Source organism: Pseudomonas sp. TUM25319, from assembly GCF_056388475.1.
In genome coordinates this window covers 3,107,200-3,132,234 of the sequence record NZ_CM150751.1, presented here as the reverse complement: position 1 = coordinate 3,132,234, position 25,035 = coordinate 3,107,200, and the positions used below count along the sequence as shown (strand labels likewise).

General features: G+C 59.3%; 18 protein-coding genes. All 18 read right to left on the bottom strand.

Annotated elements, in window-relative coordinates; genetic code table 11:
* Nucleotides 1-10 precede the first annotated feature (10 nt).
* The gene (tssA, locus tag AC05QJ_RS14655; protein WP_476747539.1) at nucleotides 11-1,597 is read right to left on the bottom strand and encodes a type VI secretion system protein TssA; all 1,587 of its coding nucleotides are present in this window, start codon (nucleotides 1,595-1,597) and stop codon (nucleotides 11-13) included.
* Between the two features lie 21 nt (nucleotides 1,598-1,618).
* On the bottom strand, nucleotides 1,619-2,452 hold the full coding sequence (locus AC05QJ_RS14650; protein ID WP_476747538.1) for a DUF3592 domain-containing protein: 834 nt from the start codon (nucleotides 2,450-2,452) through the stop codon (nucleotides 1,619-1,621).
* A 44-nt stretch (nucleotides 2,453-2,496) separates the two neighbouring features.
* Nucleotides 2,497-5,850 carry an ImcF-related family protein gene (locus AC05QJ_RS14645; RefSeq protein WP_476747537.1) on the bottom strand — a complete coding sequence of 1,118 codons (3,354 nt, stop codon included), beginning with the start codon at nucleotides 5,848-5,850 and terminating at the stop codon, nucleotides 2,497-2,499.
* A gap of 14 nt (nucleotides 5,851-5,864) precedes the next feature.
* Entirely contained in the window at nucleotides 5,865-7,154 is a 1,290-nt protein-coding gene (locus AC05QJ_RS14640) for a hypothetical protein (RefSeq protein WP_476747536.1), read from the bottom strand.
* Nucleotides 7,155-7,199: 45 nt separating this feature from the next.
* Entirely contained in the window at nucleotides 7,200-7,754 is a 555-nt protein-coding gene (locus AC05QJ_RS14635) for a hypothetical protein (protein ID WP_476747535.1), read from the bottom strand.
* Complete coding sequence (locus tag AC05QJ_RS14630) at nucleotides 7,744-8,721, bottom strand: hypothetical protein (protein WP_476747534.1); 978 nt, start codon at nucleotides 8,719-8,721, stop codon at nucleotides 7,744-7,746. The genes AC05QJ_RS14635 and AC05QJ_RS14630 overlap by 11 nt, the downstream gene beginning before the upstream one ends.
* 102 nt (nucleotides 8,722-8,823) lie before the next feature.
* Nucleotides 8,824-9,252 (bottom strand): hypothetical protein, encoded by a 429-nt coding sequence (locus tag AC05QJ_RS14625; RefSeq protein WP_476747533.1) that lies wholly within the window; start codon nucleotides 9,250-9,252, stop codon nucleotides 8,824-8,826.
* Between the two features lie 13 nt (nucleotides 9,253-9,265).
* Nucleotides 9,266-12,727 carry a type VI secretion system Vgr family protein gene (locus tag AC05QJ_RS14620; RefSeq protein ID WP_476747532.1) on the bottom strand — a complete coding sequence of 1,154 codons (3,462 nt, stop codon included), beginning with the start codon at nucleotides 12,725-12,727 and terminating at the stop codon, nucleotides 9,266-9,268.
* Between the two features lie 442 nt (nucleotides 12,728-13,169).
* A complete protein-coding gene (locus AC05QJ_RS14615) occupies nucleotides 13,170-13,712 on the bottom strand; it encodes a hypothetical protein (RefSeq protein WP_476747531.1) in 543 nt (180 codons plus the stop codon).
* Nucleotides 13,713-13,884: 172 nt separating this feature from the next.
* Nucleotides 13,885-14,241 carry a hypothetical protein gene (locus tag AC05QJ_RS14610; protein ID WP_476747530.1) on the bottom strand — a complete coding sequence of 119 codons (357 nt, stop codon included), beginning with the start codon at nucleotides 14,239-14,241 and terminating at the stop codon, nucleotides 13,885-13,887.
* Nucleotides 14,242-14,438: 197 nt separating this feature from the next.
* Nucleotides 14,439-14,960, bottom strand: coding sequence for a hypothetical protein (locus AC05QJ_RS14605; RefSeq protein WP_476747529.1), 522 nt, complete (start codon nucleotides 14,958-14,960; stop codon nucleotides 14,439-14,441).
* 895 nt (nucleotides 14,961-15,855) lie between these two features.
* Nucleotides 15,856-18,471 (bottom strand): type VI secretion system ATPase TssH, encoded by a 2,616-nt coding sequence (gene tssH / locus AC05QJ_RS14600; RefSeq protein WP_476747528.1) that lies wholly within the window; start codon nucleotides 18,469-18,471, stop codon nucleotides 15,856-15,858.
* A 92-nt stretch (nucleotides 18,472-18,563) separates the two neighbouring features.
* The gene (locus AC05QJ_RS14595; protein ID WP_476747527.1) at nucleotides 18,564-19,055 is read right to left on the bottom strand and encodes an Hcp family type VI secretion system effector; all 492 of its coding nucleotides are present in this window, start codon (nucleotides 19,053-19,055) and stop codon (nucleotides 18,564-18,566) included.
* A 48-nt stretch (nucleotides 19,056-19,103) separates the two neighbouring features.
* Nucleotides 19,104-20,801 (bottom strand): OmpA family protein, encoded by a 1,698-nt coding sequence (locus tag AC05QJ_RS14590; RefSeq protein WP_476747526.1) that lies wholly within the window; start codon nucleotides 20,799-20,801, stop codon nucleotides 19,104-19,106.
* Entirely contained in the window at nucleotides 20,798-21,475 is a 678-nt protein-coding gene (gene tssL / locus AC05QJ_RS14585; RefSeq protein ID WP_476747525.1) for a type VI secretion system protein TssL, short form, read from the bottom strand. Before tssL ends, AC05QJ_RS14590 begins: the two co-directional genes overlap by 4 nt.
* The gene (tssK, locus tag AC05QJ_RS14580; RefSeq protein WP_476747524.1) at nucleotides 21,472-22,827 is read right to left on the bottom strand and encodes a type VI secretion system baseplate subunit TssK; all 1,356 of its coding nucleotides are present in this window, start codon (nucleotides 22,825-22,827) and stop codon (nucleotides 21,472-21,474) included. Before tssK ends, tssL begins: the two co-directional genes overlap by 4 nt.
* Nucleotides 22,828-22,850: 23 nt before the next feature.
* On the bottom strand, nucleotides 22,851-24,389 hold the full coding sequence (gene tssC, locus AC05QJ_RS14575; protein ID WP_476747523.1) for a type VI secretion system contractile sheath large subunit: 1,539 nt from the start codon (nucleotides 24,387-24,389) through the stop codon (nucleotides 22,851-22,853).
* Nucleotides 24,390-24,423: 34 nt separating this feature from the next.
* Nucleotides 24,424-24,927, bottom strand: coding sequence for a type VI secretion system contractile sheath small subunit (gene tssB / locus AC05QJ_RS14570; protein WP_476747522.1), 504 nt, complete (start codon nucleotides 24,925-24,927; stop codon nucleotides 24,424-24,426).
* Between the last annotated feature and the right edge of the window lie 108 nt (nucleotides 24,928-25,035).

Below are 25,035 nucleotides of genomic sequence, written 5' to 3'. Positions count from 1 at the left end.
TCAGTGAGGGTCAGCCGCAGAGCACTGCGGCCCGTACCGGGTCGATGGCCACCAGGGCCGCCAGCAGGGTTTCCATCTGCCGCGCAAGGGCAACCCGGTCGGCATCACCCCGCTGCGACCTGACCCGCAACGACTTCAGCAGCCGGGCCTTGATCTCGAACTGCAGTTCGGGCTCCCATCCGGCCAGGGCGTGGCGTTCGCCGGTGGCGTCCAGGTCACTCAGCAGATGCAACGCCAGGTCGGTCTTGCCGTATTGCTCGGCAACCCGGGCCATGAGCAAGCGCAGCAACCAGCGCTGGCGACCGGTACGTCCCTCGGGCCTTGCCGCCAACCAGTCCATGGCCGCGTCCACACCCTTGCCGTCCGCCTGGGCCAGCGCCTCGCCTTCCAGCGCCAGGATGTCGCCATCGATGGACGGACTGACCGTAGTCGGCGCAGCCAGCCATCCCAGCGTCTGATGGGCAGACACCTCGCGAGCGATCCATTCGCGCGTGGCTTCGCTGGCGAGCGGCGTACCGTCGTCCCAGCACAGGGCCTCCAGCCCCGGGAGCCGTTCGAGAAGCGCGCCCAGGTCTTGTGCAACCACCGTCGCCCAGCCACGCTGCGGTTCGGGCAACTTGCCCAGGGCCTGGTGCACGTACCAATGCAAGTCGAGCCAATAGTGGTTCACCCCTTCGGCGAAGGCATGCTCGGCCTGCTCCAGCAGTTCCTCCCAGCGTTGCTGTACATGGAGGCGCTGCAACTGGCTGGCCAGGGTGCTGCGCGGTGACGACAGACGGGTACAGCCCTGGGCATTATGCGGTGGCACGTCATGCAGGGTGTCCCAGCGCAGGCTGCGCATCAGCCGATGGGCCGACAGCCAGCCTTGCGGTTGCTCGCGCAGCCAGGCCGCCAGGAGCCGCCCACTGTCCAGCAGGTCGCGGCCCGATTTCGGCGCGATCGGCATGGCGGTCTGCTCCAGGCCGGGTGCCACCTGAGGGGCGCTGTTCTGCGGCACTACCGCTTCCACGCCACCGGACTGGGCCAGACGTGCCGCCAAGGCCGAATACAGCGGCCCCAGTTGCGGGCGCTGCTCGGCAGGCCAGCGCTGCACGCCCTGCTCCAGCCAGGCAAGGGCCGCCACGGTGCGCTCCGCTTCGGCCTTGACCACCGCCGGATACCGCGACAAACCATCGAGCACCTTGGCGGTGGCCAGCCACTCCAGTGCCAGGCGGCGGCTGTTGGGGCGGCTCGGGAGCACCTGTTCGGGAAAGCGGTCCAGCAGGGCCGCCAGCAGGTTGAGGCCGTCCGCCAGCCCCAGCTCGCCGTCCATCTGCAAGCGCGCCCAGAGGTAATAGGTGGCGACGCGCAGATCCTTGCACCGTCCCTTCAACAGCCCCTCGGCCAGACGGGCTACCTGAGCGGGGTCCGCTCCGGAAAGCTTGTTGACCTCCTCGCGCATGAACTGGAAATCATCGTTGTAGGTTGGCTCCTCTCCCACGGGCGATTCACCGTCGATGGGCAGCAACCAGGACTCCCGACAACGCGCCTGCTCGCGGGCAAACTCCAGCGGGTCGCGATCGGCAAGGCAATGGCTGACAAGGGCGGGCAAGGTCATGGTCAAAAGATTCCGGCCATGTCAGCTCGCAACTTTTGGCAAGAAGGAAATATCTACGTGATATTTCCCGTAGTTGCCCTTGTCGACAAGCACCCGAATCTTGTCTTCACCCATATAACGGGAAGGGTCGAACCAGATATTCTCACTTTCGAAAACATGAATCTCGGAGGTCTGCGGATTCAGCCAGTGACACACGATAATGTAGGGATTCTTTCCGTTGACCGAAAGACTGTGATTACGCTCTACCTCCTGAAACTCGGCCATTACCGGCATACCGTGTTTCTGCAGATAGTCCTGCTTGCGTTTCTTGCGCATGCCGAACAACACAATCGACAGACCGATCAGGAAGAACGGCGCCCCGAGGATCGACATGATGAGGCTGGCGCCCCAGTGCTCGAAGAAACGGTCTATGCGGGCATCTTCCGGCTGGCCCGGCAGGTACAGAACCGGGACTTGTTCAGCTTTTCGGTACGCAGCGGGCGAACTGCCCACGCTGGAAGTGAAGCGGACAGTTTTTTTGCTCTCGCCCAGGAAGACGACTACCGGGTGATAGCTGACGGTCCCATCGCCGCGCTGCTCCTCGAGGGCAACGACGACGCCGGTGGCACTGACGGCCTCTTCCAGGAAACGATTGGCGCTCTGGTACGACGCAACTGCACCGAGCAGCAACAAGCCACCCACCAGCAGGAACAGATATTTTATGACTGCAAGGAATTTCATTGTTTTTCCAACCCGATCACAAGCGATAACCATCGAGGCGACATGCGCATTAGACGCGTCGCCTGATGTGGTTTGATAGTCTTGATATTTTTCGCGCGAAGAACAGTAAATGTTATCGGCCCGCAGTTCTACCATTCAGATAATACTTGGGATAATTCCAAACTAATTTAGGAATACTCCTACAAAGATTGGGAAGTAGTTTCCGCATCTGCCCTCTCATCCAGGAAAATCTGCTTCGGCAACTCGAACCCCCGCAACCTCAACAACGCCAGCGGCCCTTCCCCCAGCTCCGTGCGCAGGTGCCAGGTCAGCTTCAGTCCATCCGGTGCCGGCAGCTCCAGGTGGTAGCGGCTATTACCGTCGTCCAGCAAGGTCACCTGGGCATTTTCCAGCAGGCGGATCAGGCCCCAGGTGCCCTGGTAGTCACCGTACAGCCGCTCGGCCGTGACCACGCTGGTCCAGCTCACCCGTGCCCCCGGATGGTCGCTGCCGCCCGGCCAGGTGAAGCGCTGCCAGCGCTCGCGCTGGTTGAAGTATTGGTGTTTCTCGCCGTCGAGGATGAACACCGTCTCGGCGATGTTGCGCACCGGCTTGCCGCGCAGTTCGAAACTCAGGCCCATGCCGCCGTCGGTGTAGAGCACGTCGGCCAGATGGCCCAGCTGGTTGACCGCCTCGAGGAACTTCGGATTGAAGCGCAGCCCCTGGCTGTGCTGCGGATCCGCCACCCAGCGGCTGCCTTCCTTGCGCAACACCCCGCCCAACTGGCTGTGCAGGAAGCGGTCGATGCGCCCGGCGTCGGCGCGGATCATCTGCCCCAGCATCGGCAGCGACGCCTCGCTGTCGGTGGAGGCAAACGGATAGCGACCGACGAACGCCCGCTGCCACTCGTCCACCACCGCCCGCTGCCACTGGCGGTTGAGGCTCGCCGCCGACGGTTGCAGCACCCGTTGCCAGGCTTCGTCCAGCGGCTGCACGAACAACGTCTCGCCCACCGCGCCCCACTCCGCGCCCAGGCTCGCCGCCAGCAGGCTGCCGTAGGCGCGGGTGTCGGCCAGGTCAACGTTGTTGCCGCGAAACACCGTCTGCGCCAGGGCCTGGGTCATGGCCTGCGGGTCGGCGGCGTTGCTGATCTGTTGCAGCTTCAGGCGCACGCGGGTGACCCGGGTGAGAAAGGCTTGCAGGCTCAGGCGTTCGTCGTCGCCCAGGCTCGGGTTCTGGGATTGCGGCTCCTTGCCCAGCACTGCCAGCAGCGGGCCGAAGGTTTCGTCCAGCGGGTTTTCCAGGTGCGCAGCCAGTTGCCCCACCAGTGGCGCCTTGTCCTGGCCGATCAATTGCTGCGCCGACTGCAGCAGCGAGTCGGCCAGCGCCTGTTGCCGGCTGCCGGCGCGGCCCTGCCAGGCCAGGGTGTCCATCAGGGCGATCAGCGGCGACTGGCGCACGTCGCTCATCAGGGTCAACTGGTCGATGGCTTCGCTCAGGCTGCCGGCGCGCTGCCAGCGCAGGCTGTTGAGAAAGCCCAGCCAGGCGTCGCTGTAGTCCTGGAAATAGCGGGCGGTCAGGCGCTCGCGCAAGACGTCCGGGGCCAGGTCGTCGGCGATGTCGTGGTGGGTGTCGCTGAGCACCCAGTCGATTTCCTCGCGGCGCGCCTCGGCGATGCGTTCGATGGCCTCGCGCACCTGGCCCTCCCAGGCCTGGCGGGTGAACACGCCGGGCACGCTGCGGGCGGTGTCGAACAGGCTGCCGTCGGTGTCGCCGAGCATCTGCGCCAGGGTCAGGTCGGGGTAATGGCTGGCGGCGCTGTCGAGCACCTGGCGGTACAGGCTGGCGTCGGCGTTGCGCTGGCCCAGCTGGGCGATCAGCACCTTGCGCACCTGGCCAAGCAGCAGCGGGTCGAGGCTCACCGCCGGGTGCGCTTCCAGGTGCTCGCCGTAGAACTGCCACAGCCGCGGCGTCAGCTCGCGCCACACGCCCTGGGAGATGCCGGCGCGTTGCGGTTCCAGTTCGCCCATCACCCGTACCAGGAACGCCGCATCGGCCTTTTCCGGGCGGGCCATCATCAGCCAGGCCTTGAGCCGGTCGTAGGCCACGCTGGCGCGGCGGGTGCGCTCGGGGCTGTCCGGCGCCAGCCTGACCAGGGCGTCCAGCTCGGCGCGCAGGCGCGCCTCGGCGGGGTCGCGCAGCAGGCGGGCGTGGGCCTCGACATAGCGTGGCCACAGCGCGGCGAGCAATTCATCGTTGTGGTTCAGGCCGAAGCGCTGGTACCAGGGCGCGCCTTCGCGGGCCCGGTAATCCAGGCGCGACAGCTCGCTCACCAGTTCGTACAGCGCCAGCACCTGCGCATCGCCCTGCCCGGCCTGCTGCAAGGTCGAAAGCGCCGCCTGCACCTGGGTGATCTGCGAGCGGTTGTGGTTGAACGACAGCGCCATGCCGACGCTCCACAGCAGCGCCCCGCCCAGCAGCGCGGCGTAGGCGATCCGTGGTGCCGGCCAGCCGACGCGGCGGCTGCGGGTACGGTCGTCGATGACGTCCTGCCAGGCCTTGTCGGCCAGCCAGTGATGGCCCAGGCGCTCATTGTCGCGGGGAGCAAACGCGAGGCTGAACCACAGGCCGCGCAACGGCACGCCAGGCACGGACTGCGTCAGCCACGGCGCCAGTTGCGAGCACCAGCGGGCGATACCGCCGGCCTGCAGGTCGCGGGACAGGCGAAAGAGAAAGTCGTGGTACATATTGCCGTTGATCTGCTCCATGCCCCGCACCCGCAGCGGTTCCAGCAGTGCCGTCAGCTCGTGTTCGAGGTCCGCCGCCGAGGCCTTGGCCGGCAGCAGGCACCCCACCGGCTCCGACTCCCGGCCCGGTTGCGGCCAGCCGCTGTCGCAGACGTGCCAGACATACAACGGCAACTGCCAGCGCAGGTCCCGGGCCAGCTCGCGCAGGCGCCCTTGCGCCATGCCCATCGCCGACTCGTCGAGGCTCTGTGCCCCCGTCAGTGCCCAGACCAGGCCATCGAACCCGCGCCAGCGGCTGAGGCTGCGCCAGAGCTGGAGGTCGGCGGGGTCGGTGTCCTGGTGCAGGCTGCCAGCCCAGAACAGCACGGTGCGCTCGCCGACCAGCCAGCGTTGCTGGGTGAGGCCGGGAGCGATGGCTTCGACTTCGGCGGGTTCGCCGGTGAGGAGCAGGAGGCGGGTCTTGCGGCGCCAGAGGGGGCCGTAGAGGTCGCGAAGACTATCCCTAATTGCATTCCGCACCGGTCTAACTTCGACACCAGCGAAAGCGCCCTCAACCGGATGCGCCTCGATTCGATCATTGTAAAAAGAGCGTCCCAGCTTACTTGCCCATGCTTGATACCCGAGTAATAGCAGAAAGATGCCGAAAACACCGACACAAACCGCCGCCAGTCCCAAAAACTGCTGACGGTGAGCGGAGCTCATGTTTAATCGGTCTGGGTAAAACCAAACTATACCGGCTAAGAGCAGGCATACTAATAACACGCCTCCCACAACCATTCCGGTCATTTTGAAAAATCGATACTGCATATACAGGTCCTACGTCAGGCTGAGGAGGCTGGGGTCACAGCAACACTCCAAAGTTCATTGTTTCCAGGCGCTGCGCCGCTGAAGATGATTTGTGATCCATGCCCCAATTGAATAACTTCAACTGCCAGCGAGATGGCTAGCCAAGCAGACGTCCTTCCAGGAAGCCCAAGCACGCGATCCAGATCATGCACACGTCGAAAAGCCAGGTTCGATACAGAAAATTTGTTGATAGCCATTGAGAGCGCAGCCTTTTGTGGCGGACTAATACCCACCTGCCAAATTCCTTTGGTACTTTCGACCTCCATTGATGCCCAATCCAAGGCGAAGTGCGCCGCACTGATCAAGGCGTCGGGGCTCGTTCCAAGCGCTTGCTCAGGTCGATGCAAGTTGGCACGAGGAGATAAGTGCACTTGCTGACCAGGATTGCCCAGCAGCAAACCCACTACGCTCTCGGCAGTCTCGTTTGGATCTTGCAGGGCAAACTGGAAAGCGAGCACCAACAGCAAAGCAGAATCATTGGATCGCTGGTCCAACCAGTTATCCAGCGCTGCTAGCCCGTTGCCAGGAACAGGCTCCATCGACTGACGAATTCCAGATCTGCGCCACGCTTCACGCCATGCCCTGCGCAATGAAGACTCGGAAAGCCCACTGTCGGTCTCGAACAGAAAGGCGACTGGTGTATCAACAGGCAGCTCATTCAAAACCCTCGAAAGATCCTTGAGGACCGCCATCAAGAGTTCCATCAGCAACAGCTCGGGGTCGACGTTTTCATTGGGCAATTGACTGTGTCTCGCGGGGCGCTTTTGCAACCTGCAAGGCTGTGTCTTGATTACCCTGCCGCCATCCAGAATCGAGTGAAGCTGTTTCGAAGATGATTCATTGTGCCTCCTTAAGGCAGTGTAGGTACTGCTGGCGAATACCAGAAACGAACGTCGGCCCAAGCATTCCTTTCGACGGACATCCTCTGACCTCGCTTGATTCCACCCCTCAGCAGCGCGCAGCTGTCCGATGTAAATCAGTGCTCTACCGACTCCCAATGAAATCCATAGAACCAACGGTAAACCAAAAACATCTGTCCAAAGTTGTAGAGACTGTACCTGCAATACAGAGGTACTAAATAGCGACGCGCTGGCGACACCCAAAATCAGGAAAAGAACCAACAAAGCCAGCCAAAGCCATATTCTAGGGGCTTGAGGAGCCGCCGCTTCGGGGGCGACATTATCAAATTTAACCGGCATAATTACTCCCGACCCTTCATTGCCAAACAAGCGAAAAGCCCGATCAAAACCAAAGTCGACAGACATGATCTGCACCTTTGGAATTATCCCTGCTCGACTACCAAAGCAGTTTCAACTCGGAACATTCTCAGGAATAAAAACCCCATTTCTTAATGTATACTCTGTTGAACTCAATGGCCGCCCAGCGACGTCTTTGTTGCTAAACCAGTCAATAGTAAACCCCGACTCATTCCACTTCACCGATGAGAAATCACCTTCCTGCCCCGCTTTTCCACTATTTTCGCTAACGACAGAAATACTATTAATACAACTACTCACCAACACCTCACACTTTTCCAGAAGCATGTGGGAACGTAATTCATACACATGCAAACGGACCTCCCTGCCAGCTCCACACAACCCCATTGGTTTGCTTGGATTAGACTGAGATACTTGAAAAACAGAGAGAAAAACAGAATTTCCAATCTTGTGTTTTCGCTCATCGACGTAAACGCCCTCTACGTGAGCGCCTAGTGGTAGAGCGATAGACTCCCCATCGACGAGAGAAAAACTTAATCTTCCGTAATCTTTTTCATCCCATGAAATATATTGCATAGCAAAAGCGCGATGCCCATCAAAGTCACCTATCACCACAGCAGAAATAACGTATAGGGCGCTAATCCGCAAGAACATGGTCCGCATAACAGACCCCAACATACCTCCACCGATGCTCAGCAGTCTGCCCACCGCTACCCTTCTTGTAGGTATCTTTATCGCGCTCATGTAACTCGGCCTCTGTCTTGTTTTTGTTTTTCTCGTCATCCGTCACCCAACCTATATTCCCGGTAGCAGAGTCACATAACACATTTTTCTTTCTCACCCATGCCAACTCCCCCTCATCCCACTCATGGTAAGTACCTCCATTCCAGCGACTAAATATTTCGTATTGCAATTGTTCTTCTGTGTAAGTCCTACCAGAACTTCCAAGGAATTTTTTTGCAGCAAGAACCTTTTCCTTATAAATGGCCGACCCTGCTAAAATATTGGCCTTCCAGTTCCAAGCCTGTTCATAGTCAGGTGCTGGGTTTGTCATTTGCGTCATACCAAAGCCCTGATCGAATGCCATAATGGGAAGACCATCAAAGTTTATGAAGTGTTTGCTGCGAGTTTCTTGCTCTAGTAGTTTCTCGAAACCGGTCATATCTTCCAAGGTTGAGACATAGGTAGCGATGCTTTCCTTATCCGGATTAACGCCTTTGATCACTACCGACCGACTTAGAACGTGTCCCCCAACTGTCACAGTGACAACAAGCGTTCCACCCAGAACTTTGTCTAACAGATTAACAACCCAAACCTTTTCATTACTCTTGAATGATCCTGACTCACGAAAAGATCTCAATACCTCGCCTTTTCTCTCTCGCTCACGCAGTCCACTGACTTTTGCATCCCATTCGATGACCCATGACCATTGATATGGACCAGGATCCAGCGAATTGAATTCAAAGATGATTTCTGGAAACTCTGCCGCATCGGAAATCAAGAACTCTGCTTGATCAGTCGGACGAACCCAAGTATTCCCATTCGCAGTAGAAACCACTTTCGTGACACTTCCTGGCACAGCATTACTATTGAGAGAACCTAGAACCCGCTGCATTAAACCCTCCAATAATTACTGATAGGAATTTTCTTTTCACATGCACAAACGATCAGAATCACTCACAGGTATCTACATTGCGCCGCCCGACCTGCATATAAGTTATCCGCCCACTCGAGCTTCTCTTCGGACAAAAAAAGCAGAATAAGAAAAAACCTCTGATCTTGTTTTGGGTTGCTGCAGACTATCAATACTAAAAAAGTATTTTTTTACAAGCTCAAACGACACACCCCATTCTTTCTTTTCGTACTCCGAAGAAACAAACGCGTAGCTTAGACATTGCCCGGGCGTCAAGAAAACAGGTTTACCACCTTGTTTAACTCTAAGAACCCAGTTTTTGTTTATTTTATTTCTTGCATCTGCAATGTACGCGATGTCCACCGTTAGACCTGTCAAAGCCGATCGCGGCACGCATAAAGCAGGGCTATTGTGGTCGGTAATAATAATGCCATCACTTACCCGACCCCACGGCATTGCATTGGCCTTAGGGAGAAGCAAAAACAAGCAAATTAAAAAAACAGCCCCTTTCAAAATATATACCCTTCTAGAGCGGCAAATGCCTAACATCACTAGGATTATTCAAAAAGTCAGAAAGCACCGAAGCCAGGAGCTCCGGAGACTTATCGTAATTCCTTGGATTCCAAACACCCAAGGGGTTACGAAGCACACAAATCACATAATAGTCAGAAATTATTTCACCCTGCTGCTCCAGGTTATATTTATTCAGGGATCGCCCATCCAACTCGTACTCATAAGCTTCGCCCCCTCTCCGAGAGACCAGAAGCCCGTTCCATTTCAATGCGTACCCCAGACCGTATTGCCATACATGAACCATCTCATGTATGAACAGCGCTTTGTCCCTATCATCTTCAGTTGCAGAGAAATCATCCCTGTAGTAATCCGTACTGGGTGGATAGTACATATTTCCATTAGGCGAGGCGGCGGTAAACTGCATCCCCAAAAAACCCCACCAACCGCCGTGATGCACCCTGACACCATTAAAGTCAATCGAGTCCCCGAAGATAAGCCTCGCCATTTCAACTTCGCCTTCAGTCAACCCCCTAGACTTCCCTTCCGGCAGTCTTACAACCCTTACTGACAATCCAATATCTACATCATTGGTATGTATTTCTTCTTTCGCCAATTCTATTGTCAATCTTTCCGAAACTGCCGACGCTGCGCAGCAGATCGGCAATGGCAACTCAGGTGGCTCAAGTGTAATTGCTTCCAAACGGATCGGCTGCTGCGTCGTAACTCTTTGCGTATAACCTCGTTCATCAGTCACGCCCTCATGGAGTTCATCGTCCGCCGTCCTTATACAGTAAGGGAGGTTACTGACAATTGCTCCACTGGCTGTCATTAGACGAACCTGTTCGTCATAGAGTGTTTCCTCCTTCAACTCTTGTCCGTAGACCAGAGATAGCTTCTCCGGTGTCGCGGTTTGTACTCGTTCGGTGAAGCCTTGACTGTCGGTTATGCCTCTCCACACCCGGCCTGAAATCGCGGTGATTTTGTAAGGCATATTGGGTAAGGGCCACTTGCCAGCAGAATCGAAAATCTGGAACTGCTCATCAAACGAAAGATCTGGAGCCACGATCATTGGCATTGACCTCAATGGCACCTCTTGACCAACACCCCCAGCAAAGTCCACATGCGCTGCCTTGACGTCGTAATCACCAGCCGTCCCCGACTCGATGCGGCAGGGATCCAGCGTGATGTAGCTGCCGCCGGCGTTGAGGGTGATCTTCTTCTTGGCGACGATGCGGATCTCGTCCTCGCTGCTGATGATCTCCAGGCCCTGCCGGGCCATCAGGCCAAGACCGTCGTTCTGCGCCTGGATCTGCACCGGGCCCTGGTTGGCGATCAGCTTGATGCCGAGCTTGCGCACGAACAGGCTCACGCCCTGACCCACGCCGATGAACAGCCGCTTGATCACGCTGACATCGGCATGCCCGCCGGCGTTGAGCATCAGGTTGTCCTGTGCCGCCAGTTGCAGGTGTTTGCCGCTTGTAAGTGCGATGCCCTGCGGCGCGCTGAGCAGCAGCACGGCGGATTTCAACTGCTCCAGATCGTCCCTGAGCAGCGCCAGTTGCGCGGCCACGTCGGCTGGCTCGGCCTGGCTGACCTGTGCGTCGGCCGAGAGGTTTTCCAGTTGCTGGCCGGCCTGTTGCAGGCGGTCAACGGCGCTTGCCATCTCCAGCACCGGCCCCTGCGCCTTGGCCTGCACATCAGCACTGATGAACATCCCCTTCCCCGCCCGCAACGCACCCCAATGGTCCGTGCGCAGCTCGAACCCTTCGCCCCGCGCCTGGCGCTGCGCATCCACCAGATGCCCCAGGTTCAACTGGCTCTTGCCAGCAAAATCGGTACTGAGCTTGACGTGCTCCTTGCCGCGGCTGTCGTCCATGCGCAGCTTGTTGTTGGCCGGGGTGCGCAGGACGTTGCGCTGGTCGTTGTCCATGGTGACGAGGTCGACATTCTGGCTGTCGTGCAGGGCATGGGCGATGTACGGGCGGTCCGGGTCGCCCTGCTCGAAGGCCACCGCCACTTCGGTGTCGTCCAGCAACGGCAGGTGCAGGCCGTACTGGCTGCCGGCATACGGCCGTGCCAGGCGCAGCAACATGCTTTCCCGCCCGCGCTCGCGCTTTTCACGGTCGAACAGGAACTGCACGCGGTAGCGGCCCTGGTTGTCGATGTGGCTGTAGGTGGCGCCGGCCTTGAAGGCGCGCACCCGCGCCGGAATAGTGCCGGCTATCTGCGGCTTGGCCAGCAGGGGCGGACGGAAGCAGACGAAGTCGGAGTACGGGATGCCCTTGAAGTCGATGACCAGGTTGCTCGACCGCCCGCCCTTGACGGTGGTCTCGGTGATCAGCATGCGCTCGGTAAAGTCCCGGGGGATCTCGCCGCCGATCTTCAGCACCTGGGCCGGCTCCAGGGTCGGGCTGTCGCTGCGGGCGCTCAGGCGGATGCGCTGGTTGATGTCGCGCTCGCGGCGCAGGCGGGCGAAGAAATGCGCGCTCTCGCATTCGACCTCGTGGTTGTGCGCATGGCGGTTGCCGAGCTGGGTATAGGGCTCGGCGTAGGCGTAGGTTTCGCCGTAGGTGTTGGCGGAAATGCGCCCCTGGTTGACCTCGTCTTCCAGCCAGGCGCCGGCCTGGCGGTAGTCGTAGCGGCGCAGGAACAGGCTGCGCTCCACCAGGGTGTGCTGGCTCTGCAGGTCCCAGACCGCCCGTTGCTCGCCGGGCAGCCCGGCGGGCGGGCGCATCGGCAGCTCGACGCCGAACTGGAAGTGTTTCTGCCAGTCGTTGAAGTGCACTACGTCGATGCCCACCCGCTTGTCCACGCCGATGCGGTACCAGATGCCGACTTCGGCCAGCAGGCGGCTGATGAAGGCCAGGTCGCTCTCACCGTACTGCATCACCTGCTCGCGGCGCGGGTACTCGCGCTGCAGTTCGAAGATGAAATCGTGGCCGCGATAGCCGTGGCGCTCGCGCAGGATCTGCTCGACGATTTGCGGCACCGACTGGAAGCGGTAGATGCGGTACTGGCGCCCCCGGTCCAGGCGGGCGAAACGCGGTTGCAGGATGACTTCGTAACGGGCTTCGTCCAGCGAGGCGCTCAGGCGCTGGAAGCCGGTGATGACGCCGTACACCCGGCGCAGCGGCTCCGGCTTGGCCGGCTCGGTTTCCCAGGGGTACACCGGCTTGGGCTTGTCGAACCAGGCGAAACTGGCGGGGCGGTTGATGACGGCGGCGGCGTCGATGTCGAGGGGTGAGATCTTCGGTTCGTCCAGGGCCTCGAACTCTTCGCGGGTCATGCGAAAGCCGCGGCTGTAGTCGATCTTTTCCACCGCGCTGGTGAACTGGATGCGGTAGCTGAACGGCTGGCTGAGGTACTCGTTGCCGGTGAACGAGAGCACGTCGAGGGGTACGCTGAGGTCGCCGATGGTGAGTTCGTAGGGGTTTTTCTGTTCGGGGGTGTATACCCGGCCACGAGGTCTGGACATGTTCTGGCTCACTTTATCGATGGAATAGAAAGCAACGAGAAGCGCAGTGCGTGGCGCTGAACTTTTGGAAGGGATTTATCAGTTGAAAGAAGGAGTTCTGACCGATGAAAAACCCTGAAACAGTCAGAAATATTTTGAACCACCTTTAACCGTTAACCCCACGAATGAAGCGTTATTTTCTCGACGCGAACGATAAAACATCGCTAGGGTAACTTTCTAGAGTTCGGGATAACAATCAGATCATTCCGATAAACTTAGGGAAAATTCTTACAGAAAATCGAAATTTTCGGGGACGATGAGTATCCGGGGGACGCCATGGCCAGGCACCGGACAACTGACCTGATCCCTCCAGCGCCAAAGGTTTTTCCTGCTCCAGAAATTCATCTAGAATCCTCTTGCCCTCATTAAATTCCGGTGAAAACATCACACCCCAAATCAATATTCAATAGATAAACTTTGAATAGATAAGTACTAAAATCAACCAGAACAGAACCATCATCATTAGAGCAAACGCCCACCGCATGCGTCTGCGAGTCGGCAAAGGCAGACAATGCATCTCTTCTGGATCAAGATGACCCCTACGAATATGCAGAGTGGGCGTCGCTATTACCCCTACAAATATCGTCATCAAAGAAAATCTCTGAAAAAATGAAGCATCCTCACTACCCTCCGAATACTCTACGATCGCAATGCTTTTTTTAAAATTATTGCGCACAACCTCAAAGTCATAGCGCGCCATAAAACCAATCAACCCGATCGCCAAAAAAAGCGGGAAGTGATATCCAAAAACAAGCAACAACTTCAATCCAGAAGACATAGCGCAACCCCAAAAAAAACCGTTAAAAATCACTATGGATCTTCCCGCACACATCGAATAATAACGATGCAAGGTGACGAGCAGCGGATGCAATCCGTCCAGCCGGGTAACGCCCTGCTCGTCACTTTGCCCGGTAAAAAACAGGCACGCATCCGGCGCGGGTAGCACCGTTGACCGCCTTATACGGCATATTGGCCAAAGGCTCGCCTTGCTCATCGACAAGCTGGAATTCGAGCCAGATCTTTTTTCCAGCAACAACGGTCTTGCAGCTATAAAGTGTGTCGGCTCTGTGTTGACAATCGTCCAGGCGTACCCCTCGATAACCCTCGTAATATTCGATCTAACCAAGAATTAGCCAGGCAAAAAACAGCGTTAGTGTGCACGCTCCCATTAAAAGCCATGAACAGGCAGCCAGGCGCCATCTTCTCATTCGAGGCAACGCCATTAGTTCCTGATACTCAAGAACTCCTTTGGCAACATATTTTCGCGAACAAGCGACAACCCCTGCATACCTCACAATTTGTGAACACTTGACAGAGAACGGGGCTGTAGGCGTGGCCTTGCCATAATAAAAAACGAAGGTACTTTCAGGGAAGCCGTCGACAATCAACTCAAACTCAAAGCGTGCCATGTAAAAAAGCAGAGATGCGCCTCCCAGCCACATACCCGCCACTACCCACCCTGCAATCAGCAACATCACTCACCTCGCACCGCTGAGTAATACATCCAGCATTCTCCTGCCCATCGGGTGCCGGCAGCTATGCGGGGGATCGGCCACCCAGCGGGTGACATCCCTTGCGTTGCTGAGCCTGCGAACTCAACATCACCAAACCCGCTCCAGCCAGACATGATCTACGCCTTGGGCATCATTCCGACTCAACTGTTCAAGCAGCTTTACCCCGGTACATCTTGAGGAATAAAAAATCCATTTTTTAATATATATTTTGTCGACTGCAATGGCCGACCGGTGACGTCTCTGTTACTAAACCATTCAATAGTGAATCCCTGTTCACTCCATACCACCGATGAAAAGTCACCATCTTGCTCCGCCTTGCCGCTATTCTGGCTAACGATAGAAATGTTATTAATACAGCTACCCACCAAAACCTCATACTTTTCCCGAAGGCTATGGGAGCGCAATTCATATACATGCAAACGGACCTCCCTACCAGATCCACACAATCCCATGGGTTTGCTTGGACTAGATGAGGAAACCTGAAAAATGGAGAGAAAAACAGAGTTCCCGATCTTGTGCTTTCGCTCGTCGAGGTAAATACCCTCAACATGAGCGTCTAGAGGTAGAACGAAAGATGCCCCATCGACGAGCGTAAGTTTTACTCTGCCGTGATCTTTTTCTCTCCATGAAATATGTTGCGCAGCAAAAGCTTGCCCCCCATCAAAACCGGCAAGCGCCACAGCAAAGACAAGGTATAGGACGCTAGTCCGAAAGCACATGGCCCGTACGGCAGACCACACCATACCTCTACCGACTCTCGACAGCTCGGCCCAATAATGTCTTTCCACATACGCAAACAACCAAATCACTTGCAGGCATCTACATTGCGCCGCCCGACTTGCACATAAGTGACTGCTCCACTCGAACTCCGTTCAAGACAAAAAAAGGCAGAATAGGAAAAAACCTCGGACCTTGTTTTAGTCTTGTGCAGACTATCAAGACTAAAAACGTATTTCGCCCCAAATTTCAACGACCCACCCCGCTTTTCGCTCTCATACTCTGGAGAAAAAAAGGCATGCTTCAGACATTGCCCGGGCTGCAAGAAAACAGGTTCACCACCTTGTTTAGACCTGGCAATCCAATGTATTTGATTCTTTACATCGGCAACATAAGCGACCCCTACCGAGAGACCTACCAACGCCGATCGCGGCACGCATAAAGCAGGACTATCGCCCTCCGCTACAATCACCCCCTCACTTACTCGACCCCACGGCATTGCATTGGCCTTGGAAGCCAGCAAATATAAGGAAGCAACAAAAACAGCTCTCTTAAAAAACATATATCCGCCTAGGTCGGCAAGTGTTTTGCACCGCCAGGATTGTTCAAAAATCCGGAAAGCACCGAGTCCAGAAATTCGGGAGACTTGTCGGAATGTGTTGAGTTCCAACCCCAGGAGATTCGCGGTAATTTCGCAAGACCTATTGAGTAGGGGCCAAATGCCAGGAAGATCGAAAGCTGAAACTGCTCATCAAACGAAAGTTCCGGAACCACGATCATAGGCATTGGCCTCAACGGCAACTATTGAACAACACCCCCAGCAAAGCGATCTGCGGGTTCTGTCTGCTGCGGGCGCATTCACTCAAACCCCAGAACAACCCCGTCCTGGTCGTCATACCCCAGGGTCACCCTGCGGATCTCGAGGCGATCGGCCCGACGCTGCAGCAGGTGCTGGCTGAGCACCGGGAGGATTTGTTGATTGAGCAGGCTGTCGATATTCCGCGCGCCACTGTCAGGCAGCAGGCAGGCAGCGACGAGCGCCTGGCTCAGGGAGGGCTCGATGTGGCAGTCAAGTCCGTAGTGCCGGTGCAGGCGCCGGGCTACCTTGTCGAGCTTGAGGCCGACAATGCGTTCGAGGGCATCACTCGACAGCGGTCGGTAGATGAGGGTCTGGAAACGTGCCAGCAACGCGGGCTGGAAATGTTCGCGCAGGAGGGGGCACAGCAGTTCCTGCAAGGTCGCGTCCGGAGCGTCGGGCTGCTCTTGCAGCAATGTCTGCAGCGGATCGCTGCCGAGGTTCGAGGTCATCAGGATGACGGTATTGCGAAAATCGATTTCGCGCCCTTCCCCGTCGCGCATGAAACCGCGATCGAACACCTGGTAGAACAGGTTGAGCACGTCGCGATGAGCCTTTTCCACTTCATCGAGCAGCACCACGCTGTAGGGACGCTGGCGTACGGCTTCGGTGAGGACGCCGCCCTGGCCGTAGCCGACATAGCCCGGCGGCGAGCCTTTGAGCTGGCTGACGGTGTGGGCCTCCTGGTATTCGGACAGATTGAGGGTAATCAGCGACTTCTGGCCGCCGAACAAGCTGTCTGCCAGTGCCAACGCGGTTTCGGTCTTGCCCACGCCGCTGCTGCCCACGAGCAGGAATACGCCCAGCGGGGCCTGTTCGTCGCTGAGCCCGGCGCCGGACGCCCGCAGGCGCTGGGCCAGGGCCGTCAGGGCGTGTTCCTGGCCGATGATGCGCTCGCCCAGTTGTTGCTCCAGTGCCAGCAAGCTGGCCTGTTCGTCCTTGAGCAGGCTGCCCAGCGGTACGCCGGTCCAGTCTGCAATGACTTCAGCAACGCTGCGCGGATCGACATCCAGCGACAGCAATGGGCGCTCTTGCTGCACCTCGCTCAGTTGCCGCTGCAGTTGCGCGCACTGGTCGGGGCAGACCGGCTCGGCCTGCCGTGCATCGAGCAGTTGTCGGCTCAGCTCCAGCTCCTGGCGGTACTGCTGCTCCAGCGTGATTCGTTGCGCATGCAGGTCCTCGCTGCGCGAGCGGATCGCCTCAATGGCGCTGGCGACAGTCTGGTCACCCAGGCGCGCATCCTGCTCCAGGGCTTCCCGCTCCAGCACCAGGGCGGCTTCCCGGGCCTTGAGACGAACCAGCACCTGAGGCTCGCAATCCAGGCCCATGCGCACCCTGGCGCTGGCCGTGTCCAGCAGGTCCACGGCCTTGTCTGGCAATTGTCGTCCGGTGAGGTAGCGCCGCGACAGGGTGACGGCAGCCTGTACCGCAGCATCCTGGACATGCACGCCATGGTAGCTGGCATAGCGCGCCTTGAGCCCACGCAGCATCAGGCACGCGGCCGCGTCATCCGGCTCGTCGACCTTGACCTGCTGAAAACGCCGCTCCAGTGCCGCGTCACGTTCGAAATATTGTTTGTACTCGCTCCAGGTGGTGGCTGCGATGGTGCGCAGCTCGCCCCGGGCCAGTGCCGGCTTGAGCAGGTTGGCAGCATCCGCACCGCCCGCCTGGTTGCCGGCGCCGATCAGGGTATGGGCCTCGTCGATAAACAGCAGAATGGGCTGGGGCGCCTGCTGGACCGCCTCCATGACCTGCTTCAGGCGTTGCTCGAACTCGCCCTTCACGCCTGCCCCTGCCTGCAGCAGGCCCAGGTCCAGCGTGCGCACCACAACGGTCTTGAGGCTGTCGGGTACGTTGCCTTCGACGATGCGCAGGGCCAGTCCTTCCACGAGGGCGGTCTTGCCCACGCCGGGCTCGCCCACCAGGATCGGATTGTTCTTGCGTCGCCGGCTGAGGATGTCGATCACCTGGCGAATTTCGTCATCACGGCCGAAGACAGGATCGATCGCACCCTGCGCCGCCTTGCCGGTCAGGTCGTGGGTATATCGGTCCAGCGGGCCGGATGCCGCAGCACCAGCGCTCGCCAGCGGAGCCTGAGCCATTGGCGTGAAGGGCTGCTCGCAAGCCCGGTCTTGCTGCACCTGCGGGCGCTCCTCGGAATGCTGGTCGAGTATCCCGGCCAGGCGCTGCAGTTGGGTTTTCCCGACACTCAACAACGGCCAGGCTTCGTCGCATTGCAGCAGGTCCGGGCTTTCCACCAGGGCGCCCAGCAAATGGGCCGAACGCAAGCGGTCGGTGTCTTCGTCCAGAGAGGCAAGCAACCAGGCGTTGCTGATCAGTTGCTGCAAACGGCCGCATAGCTGCGGCTTGTCCTGCACACTGCGCGGCAAGCGGTCGAGATGATCGAGCAGGCCACGCCACAGCGCGTCCATGTCCCATTGATAGCGGCGGGCGATCACCGTCAGATCACCTTCGCCCTGTTCCAGCAGTTTGAGCAGCCAGTGCTCGATGCTGACGCTGGCATGCGCACGGCTCTGGCAGAGCGTAGCGGCAGCACTCAGTGCCTGGGCGCAGTAAGGGTCGAGACGGCGGAGCAGACGAGCGGAATTCTGGGCCATGCGAGGGCTTCCTTGAGGCTGGGGTCCGGGCAATGGCCGGCAGGAGAAACATTGCAGGCCGGCAGACGGCGCGCGTCTGCCGGCCAGGGGCATCAGCTGCCCGAACGCTCGTTCCAGGAATCTTCGTGGACGATGTTGCCGTTCACGTAGGTCCACTTGGCTTTTTCGTAGCGGAACTGGATTTGCTCCAGGTGGTTGTGCTTGGCCTTGGTGGGGTCTTTCACGTCATGCATCACGGATTTGACGTGGACCACTTTCACGTTCTCCAGCAGCAGGTTGTAGTACTCCACCTCGTTCCCGGCATCGTCGATGTGATACCACCTGAACTGTGCGCTCTTGAGTGTCTGGCCCGTGGACACCGCCTTGTAGAGATAGGGGCTGCTGACGTCGATTTCCTTGGTGAACTGGAACGGCGTGTGAATACGGGTACCCGTGAGCTTGCCGCTGTTGTCGTCGGTAGGAATGATCAGACCGTGGTCGTAGGCGAGGACTTCGATGCTGCCCTCTCGACCTTGCACGCCTACCGAGCCCTTGAGTTCTGCGCCACCATCGTTGGTGAGCCAGAGGTAAACCGGAATTGCCATGTGAAGCTCCTTACTACGGGAATGTCTGTCGCAGTTGCGACAGGGTTGTCAGCCGGAAACCACGGAGGTCGCCAGGCAGGCGCCCTCCGCCGGTAACAGACGGATATCGACTCGACGGTTGCTCATGCGACCGTCTTGGGTGTCATTGCTGGCGACCGGGTGTTCGGCGCCAAAGCCCTGGACGGCAAAACAGCTGTCGGGGATGTCGCCCATGTGTTGCATCCAGTCGCGCACGGCTGCAGCACGGGCGCGGGACAGCCGCAGGTTGTCGTCACGGTTGCCCGTGGCGTCGGTATGTCCGGCGATGACGATCAGCCAGCCGGGCTGGGCCTTGATGTCGACCAGCGCATTGACCAGCACGCGGGTGGAACCTGCCTTGAGCCGTGCGCTGCCGGAGTCGAACAGCGAAAGGCTGTTCAGGCGCACCACCTGTGGCACCGCGACCGGTTCTGGCGGTGCCGGCGGCTGACGATGAGCCAGAAGCGCATCCAGCAGCCGGGTGCGCATCGGCTCGTCGCGGTACAGGCCCAGCCCGAGGGCCAACGGCACACCCCCGCTGCGATAGCTGTCGAGGCGCGCTGCGTGCGCTCGCAGCACTGCGATGGCCTCTTCGCGCAGGGCGTGAGCCGGCTCATCGGTGCGCTCGGGCGCGGGAATCGACGCGTAGCGTTGCAGGTCGGCACTGACCTGGCGGATCAACTGATGGTTCTGCGAGGCCGAGCTGCACAGGCCGACAACACCGGCGAGGGCCAGCAACCACAGTGCCCGAATGGCTGCCCGCGACTTCGGCGGTACGTGGCGGCGCACAGGCAGCAGCGCCAGCAATGGATCGGGAAAGGGCAACGGCTCGACCTTGACCTGTTTCGAGCCGCCGCCACTGATCAATGCCAGTTGCTCCTGCGTCCACTGCTGCCAGAGATTGCCCACGACCTGCCCCGGCATCACCGGAACGAGCGCGATACCCAAGGCAACGGGGTCGACCGCCTGGCGGGCCGAACCGCTGCCCGCCAGGTGAGGCAGCACCTTTTCCTCCAGCCATGCGAGCGTGCCATTGACGCACACACCAGCCTGGACCCTCGCCGCATGGCTGGCGTCGCACTGGCGCTGCCAGTCGTCGAAGCTGGAGCAGCCGGCCGCTTCGTGTACCCGCGGACAGGCCTGTCCCGCGTGCCAACTGAACCACGCCTCGTGCCCCTGAACGGCTGCCCGGTAGGTCACCAGCGACAAGGGCAATGCGCTGCCGCGCCGCGAGATCAAGGCGAGCTGATGACCGAGGGCACGCACCTGCCCGGCCAGTGCTGCGGCATCGGCCCGCTCGCCGGGGTTGACGACGAACATCACGCTGAGTTGCTTGCTCCAGCCCGGTCGGCGCTCCTCCAGGGCAGCCACTACGTCAGGCAACTGCTCCGGTGAACGCACGCCCAGGTAGCAGCCCTTGGTCGTCATTTGCAGGCATGGCGTCTCGCTGCAATCGCCACCAAACAGCGCAGCCAGACCATCGCCACACACCAGCACCACCGGCTGGCGATACCCGGCGGGAGGCAGGCACGCTCCCTCCGCCAGGTGCAGCGAGTGACGCAGACGCACGGCCTTGCGCTCCGCCTGGCGCCAGCCGCGCACCACCACGAGAATGACCAGCACCGCCACCAGTGCGCGCCATCCGACGCTCTGAGGCAGCATCAGCAAGACAGCCAGCGACAGCCCCCCAGCCCAGAGCCACAATGCGCGTGTCAGCCTGAGAGTCATTCGCCCGCCTCAAGGGAGATGCCCGGCGACAGCGCGTGAATCAGGTTGCCGAGCACCTGGTCCAGCCCCCACCAGAGCGCCATGAGCAAGAGGGCTACCGTCAGTCCGTGGGTCAGCGACGACTGTATTCTCGCGCCCAGGCCGAACGCTGAAGCTCGACGTCCCAGGCGCAATTGCCGTGCTCGCAACGGTGCAACACGCGCGCTGAGTTCAGCCAGCAGGCGCTCGCGCTCGGGGTCGTTGTCATCGGGATAGCGACCCCGGAAGCCCAGCGCCAGAATCCGCTGGAACGCTGTCAGCACCTGTGGGTCGGGCGAGGGTTCGCGCAGCACCTCGCGCATCTCCTCATAAAGCGACTCGCCAGCCTGGTGGCTGTTGAAGAACCTGGCCTGCAACGGCTGCAGGGTCCATTGGGCGCGCAACTCGCCTGTGGTGGACTGGAGCACACGCTCATCCAGCAATCCGCACTGCGCATGGCTGATCAATTGCGCAGAGCGTTGGCTCAAGCCCGCTTCCTCGAGATCCCGGCGCGCGTCTTCGATCAGACTCACGCAGCGCGACCAGAGCTCGGGACTCTTTTCTATCTTGCCGCCTGCGCCCAGTTCCACGACCAGCAGGTAGCTGTTCTGCAGCAGTGCATCGACGTCCAGTCGCCTGGTTTCTTTCCGTTTCATGTACGCAGTACCGCGAAGAGTTCAAGTTTCACCTCGCCCAGCGATCCCGGCACATGGAACGCGCAGACCGACTGTTCAAGCACGGCCTTGCCTTTCGGGTGACTGAAGTCCAGGGCGAAGTACTGGTTTTCCAGGCGCAGCGGGATCGCCGCCGGGACGTGGCTGAGGGGACGCAAGGGCACGCCGTCGAGCGCCGCGTTGACCAAACGATCGACGTCATCCGGCGCACCGACCTTGCACAGCCGCGGGAACTGCTCCTGCAGTTGCACTGCCGGAACAGGGCAGCGTACCGACAGGTAGAAATCCACACCCTCCGGCTCACGCAGGCGGGCATCGTGCAACGACACCTTCCAGCGTCCGGGGCCGCTGTCTCTCAGCTCCAGTGCAATCACCCGCGATGGCAGGCTGGCTTCGAGCAAGGTGGAGATGGTCTGCATCAACGGCGCAAACACCGTCTCCAACTGCTCATGCCGATAGACCGGCACCTGATCGAGGTCATGCTCCAGCGAAAACGTCAGCAAGCTGCCGGCGAGCTTGGCCAGTTCCAGGTAGACCTGTTCGGGATGCCGCCAGGGATGCTCCTTGAGATCGGCAAGCACCGGCTGGCTGGTGTTGAGCGCATTCAGCAGCCAGAACAGCGAGACATCGGCCACCGCAAAATCCGCCATGCGCTGGTTGCTCTCCCGCCGCATGCCCATCAGTCGCTGGCGCTTGGACGACAGTTGCGTCAGCAGGCTGTCGAGCTGGGCCAGCAGGCCATCATGGGCGGCGAAGCTGAGCAACGGGGGAACGTAGCGCTGATCCAGCATCCACTGCCCCTGCCCGTCGCGAGCAAGGCGCACGATCGGACAGGTGACATAGTCGGCGTTCTCGTCGCTTTCCAGACGCACGCTCAGGCAGTGCTCCAGCACACCCATTTCCTGCCGATCGTCGCCGTACAGATCCTGCACCCGGCGCCAGTCACGGCGGTAACGCACCGGTCGTTCGGCGACGTCATCGTCGAGCACGCAGTTCCCGCCATTGGCCTGCTCCAGCGGCACTGCCAGCACCAGCACGACACTTCCCTGCTCGTCGGCCAACAGCCGGTCGAGCTCCAGGGCCGGAGGCAATCGATCGGCGTTTTCCGTATCGATCAGCGTGCCATCCGGCATCCGGACCTTCAGGCAGGTCGCCTTGAGTTTGCCCTGGCGCAGGGCCAGCGGGTCGAACCCGACAGCCTGCACGCCCCAGGGATGAGCCCGCGACAAGCGGGCGACACTTTCATTGGCCCAGGCTTCCCAACGGGCCTGTTGCTGAAATTGTTGCGGACAAAGCAAGGCACCCGCTGACCATAGTGGCCGGTCGATTTTCATGAGGGTCGTGTCCTGTGGCGGGCTCAGGCTTTCGCCTTGGGCATGCGGGATACCAACGACAGATTCACGTCCAGTCCTTCGACCTGGAAATGCGGGATGGCAAACAGCTTGACGCGGAAGAAACCGGGATTGTCGTCAATGTCCTCGACCACCACTTTGGCTTCACGCAGCGGGTGCGACGCCTGCAGGTCATCGCTCGGGTCGGTCATTTCCGTGACCAGCCCACCCACCCAGCGATTGAGCTCCAGTTCCAGCAGACGGCGGTCCTTGGTGGTGCCAATGTTTTCGCGCTGGATCAACTTCAGGTAGTGAGCAATGCGCGACAGCAGGAAGATGTACGGCAGGCGCGAGTTGATCCGGCTGTTGGCAGTCGCTTCGGGGGTATCGTAGAGCGCCGGCTTCTGCGCCGAGTTGGCCGAGAAGAAACAGGCGTAGTCGCGGTTCTTGTAGTACGACAGGGGAATGAAGCCGAGGTTGGCAAATTCGAATTCGTGGGTCTCGGGAATCATCACCTCCGACGGGATCTTCACCTGGTTGCCAGTCCCCAGGTCATACAGATGAATGGGCAGGTCGCTGACCGCGCCGCCCGATTGCGGACCGCGAATCTGCACGCACCAGCCATTGCTGATGAAGCTCTTGACCATGTTCGCGGCAAAGGCAAAGGAGGCGCTGGTCCAGAGGTATTTGTCGTGGTCCGGCCCTTTGACGCTTTCGATGTAGTTGAAACTGCGCACCGGCACGGTATCCGGCCCATAGGGCAGCCGGCCGAGCACCCGTGGCAGGGTCAGGCCAATGTAGCGGGCATCGTCACTGTCACGAAACGCCTTCCACTTGATGTACTCCGCACGGTCGAAGTAGTTGCCGATGTCCTTGATCGCGGCGACCTCTTCCATCGACTGCTTGCCGAAGAAGGCCGGCCCCACGGCGCCGATGAACGGCATGTGTGCCGCGGCAGAAACCTTGGAGATGTTGCGCAACAGGGCGATGTCCTGTGCACCGCGATCGAATTCGTAGTTGGAAATCGCCGCCGCGATCGGCTCTCCGCCCGGCGTGTCGTATTCCTGGGTATAGGTGTGACCGTACAGGCCGCTCTGGGCAATTTCGGGGGCATCCTCGAAGTCCTGGACCAGATGTTCCTTGCTCACATCCAGCAATTCGATACGCACGTTCTGGCGGAAATCGGTCTGGTCGATGAGAAGTTTCACCCCACGCCAGGTGGATTCGACCCTCTGGAAATCCGGGTGATGCATGACGGCATCGAGTTGCCGGCTGATTTGCCCGTCCAGCGCGGCGATATGCTCGTCGAGCAGTGTCTTGTCGAGCCGCTCGACTTTACGCGAAGACTGTTTCAGCAAGTTCATGAACACACTGACCGCGGCCGTAACCCGCTCGTCGGCGGAAACTTCCGATAACGCCTCGGTGTGTTGATAGACCTCGATGTCACCCAATTCCGAGACCGGATTCAGGTTGATCTTTCCAAACAGCGAACTGTAGATACCCTGGCTTTCATCAACCAGGGTAGTGGCGCCATGCGACGGCGCGGAAGATTGTTCCGTGGACATATTCAGAATTTCCTTGATAGCGACGCGAATAGGATCAGCGAGATGATTTCGGAGCGAGTTTCGCCAGTTCCGAGCGCAACTCGTCACTGAGCGCCTGATCCTTCAGGATGCGTTCCAGCTCACTGCGGAAAGTGGCGTTGTCCAGAAGGTTCGACTTGAGGTCGCGCAACAGATTGCGCGCCGCCAGCAGTGCGCGAAGCTGCGGAATCTGCCGCGCCACCTGCTGCGGCTCGAAGTCGCTCATTTCGCGAAAGCTCAAGGCTACCGGCAGCTCGGAGGCCTCGCCGTCCAGGGTGTTGGGTACCGCGACCTTGAGCGCTGGGGAAAACTCGGCCAGCACGCTGTTGAAGTTGTTCTTGTTGATATTGATTTTGCTTCGTTCGGACAGCGGGCGTTGTTCTCGCCCGTTACTGTAGTCCCCCATCATCATCAGCTTGAGGGGCAGTTCGACTTTCTTCAGTGCGCCCCCCGTGTGCAAGTCCAGCTTGATATTGACGCGCGCCTTGGGAACTTCGTTTTGAAAGCTGTTTGAAGCCATCTATGCTCTCCGAGAAATGATTCGACCAGCCGAAAAGACTCGGCTCCCGAGATTGTTTGCAGGAAAAAAACAGATCAGCACGGCCCTACGCGAGCCGGCCCTGGAAAA

Coding starts and splice junctions, on each gene's coding strand:
- AC05QJ_RS14630 (WP_476747534.1), bottom strand. CDS start 8,721: ATGCAGCGGGTTCTAGGTTCTCTCAATAGTAATGCTGTGCCAGGAAGT.
- AC05QJ_RS14610 (WP_476747530.1), bottom strand. CDS start 14,241: ATGTTGCTGATTGCAGGGTGGGTAGTGGCGGGTATGTGGCTGGGAGGC.
- tssA (WP_476747539.1), bottom strand. CDS start 1,597: ATGACCTTGCCCGCCCTTGTCAGCCATTGCCTTGCCGATCGCGACCCG.
- AC05QJ_RS14620 (WP_476747532.1), bottom strand. CDS start 12,727: ATGTCCAGACCTCGTGGCCGGGTATACACCCCCGAACAGAAAAACCCC.
- tssL (WP_476747525.1), bottom strand. CDS start 21,475: ATGAAACGGAAAGAAACCAGGCGACTGGACGTCGATGCACTGCTGCAG.
- AC05QJ_RS14645 (WP_476747537.1), bottom strand. CDS start 5,850: ATGCAGTATCGATTTTTCAAAATGACCGGAATGGTTGTGGGAGGCGTG.
- AC05QJ_RS14640 (WP_476747536.1), bottom strand. CDS start 7,154: ATGTCTGTCGACTTTGGTTTTGATCGGGCTTTTCGCTTGTTTGGCAAT.
- tssB (WP_476747522.1), bottom strand. CDS start 24,927: ATGGCTTCAAACAGCTTTCAAAACGAAGTTCCCAAGGCGCGCGTCAAT.
- tssH (WP_476747528.1), bottom strand. CDS start 18,471: ATGGCCCAGAATTCCGCTCGTCTGCTCCGCCGTCTCGACCCTTACTGC.
- AC05QJ_RS14590 (WP_476747526.1), bottom strand. CDS start 20,801: ATGACTCTCAGGCTGACACGCGCATTGTGGCTCTGGGCTGGGGGGCTG.
- AC05QJ_RS14595 (WP_476747527.1), bottom strand. CDS start 19,055: ATGGCAATTCCGGTTTACCTCTGGCTCACCAACGATGGTGGCGCAGAA.
- tssK (WP_476747524.1), bottom strand. CDS start 22,827: ATGAAAATCGACCGGCCACTATGGTCAGCGGGTGCCTTGCTTTGTCCG.
- AC05QJ_RS14650 (WP_476747538.1), bottom strand. CDS start 2,452: ATGGTAGAACTGCGGGCCGATAACATTTACTGTTCTTCGCGCGAAAAA.
- tssC (WP_476747523.1), bottom strand. CDS start 24,389: ATGTCCACGGAACAATCTTCCGCGCCGTCGCATGGCGCCACTACCCTG.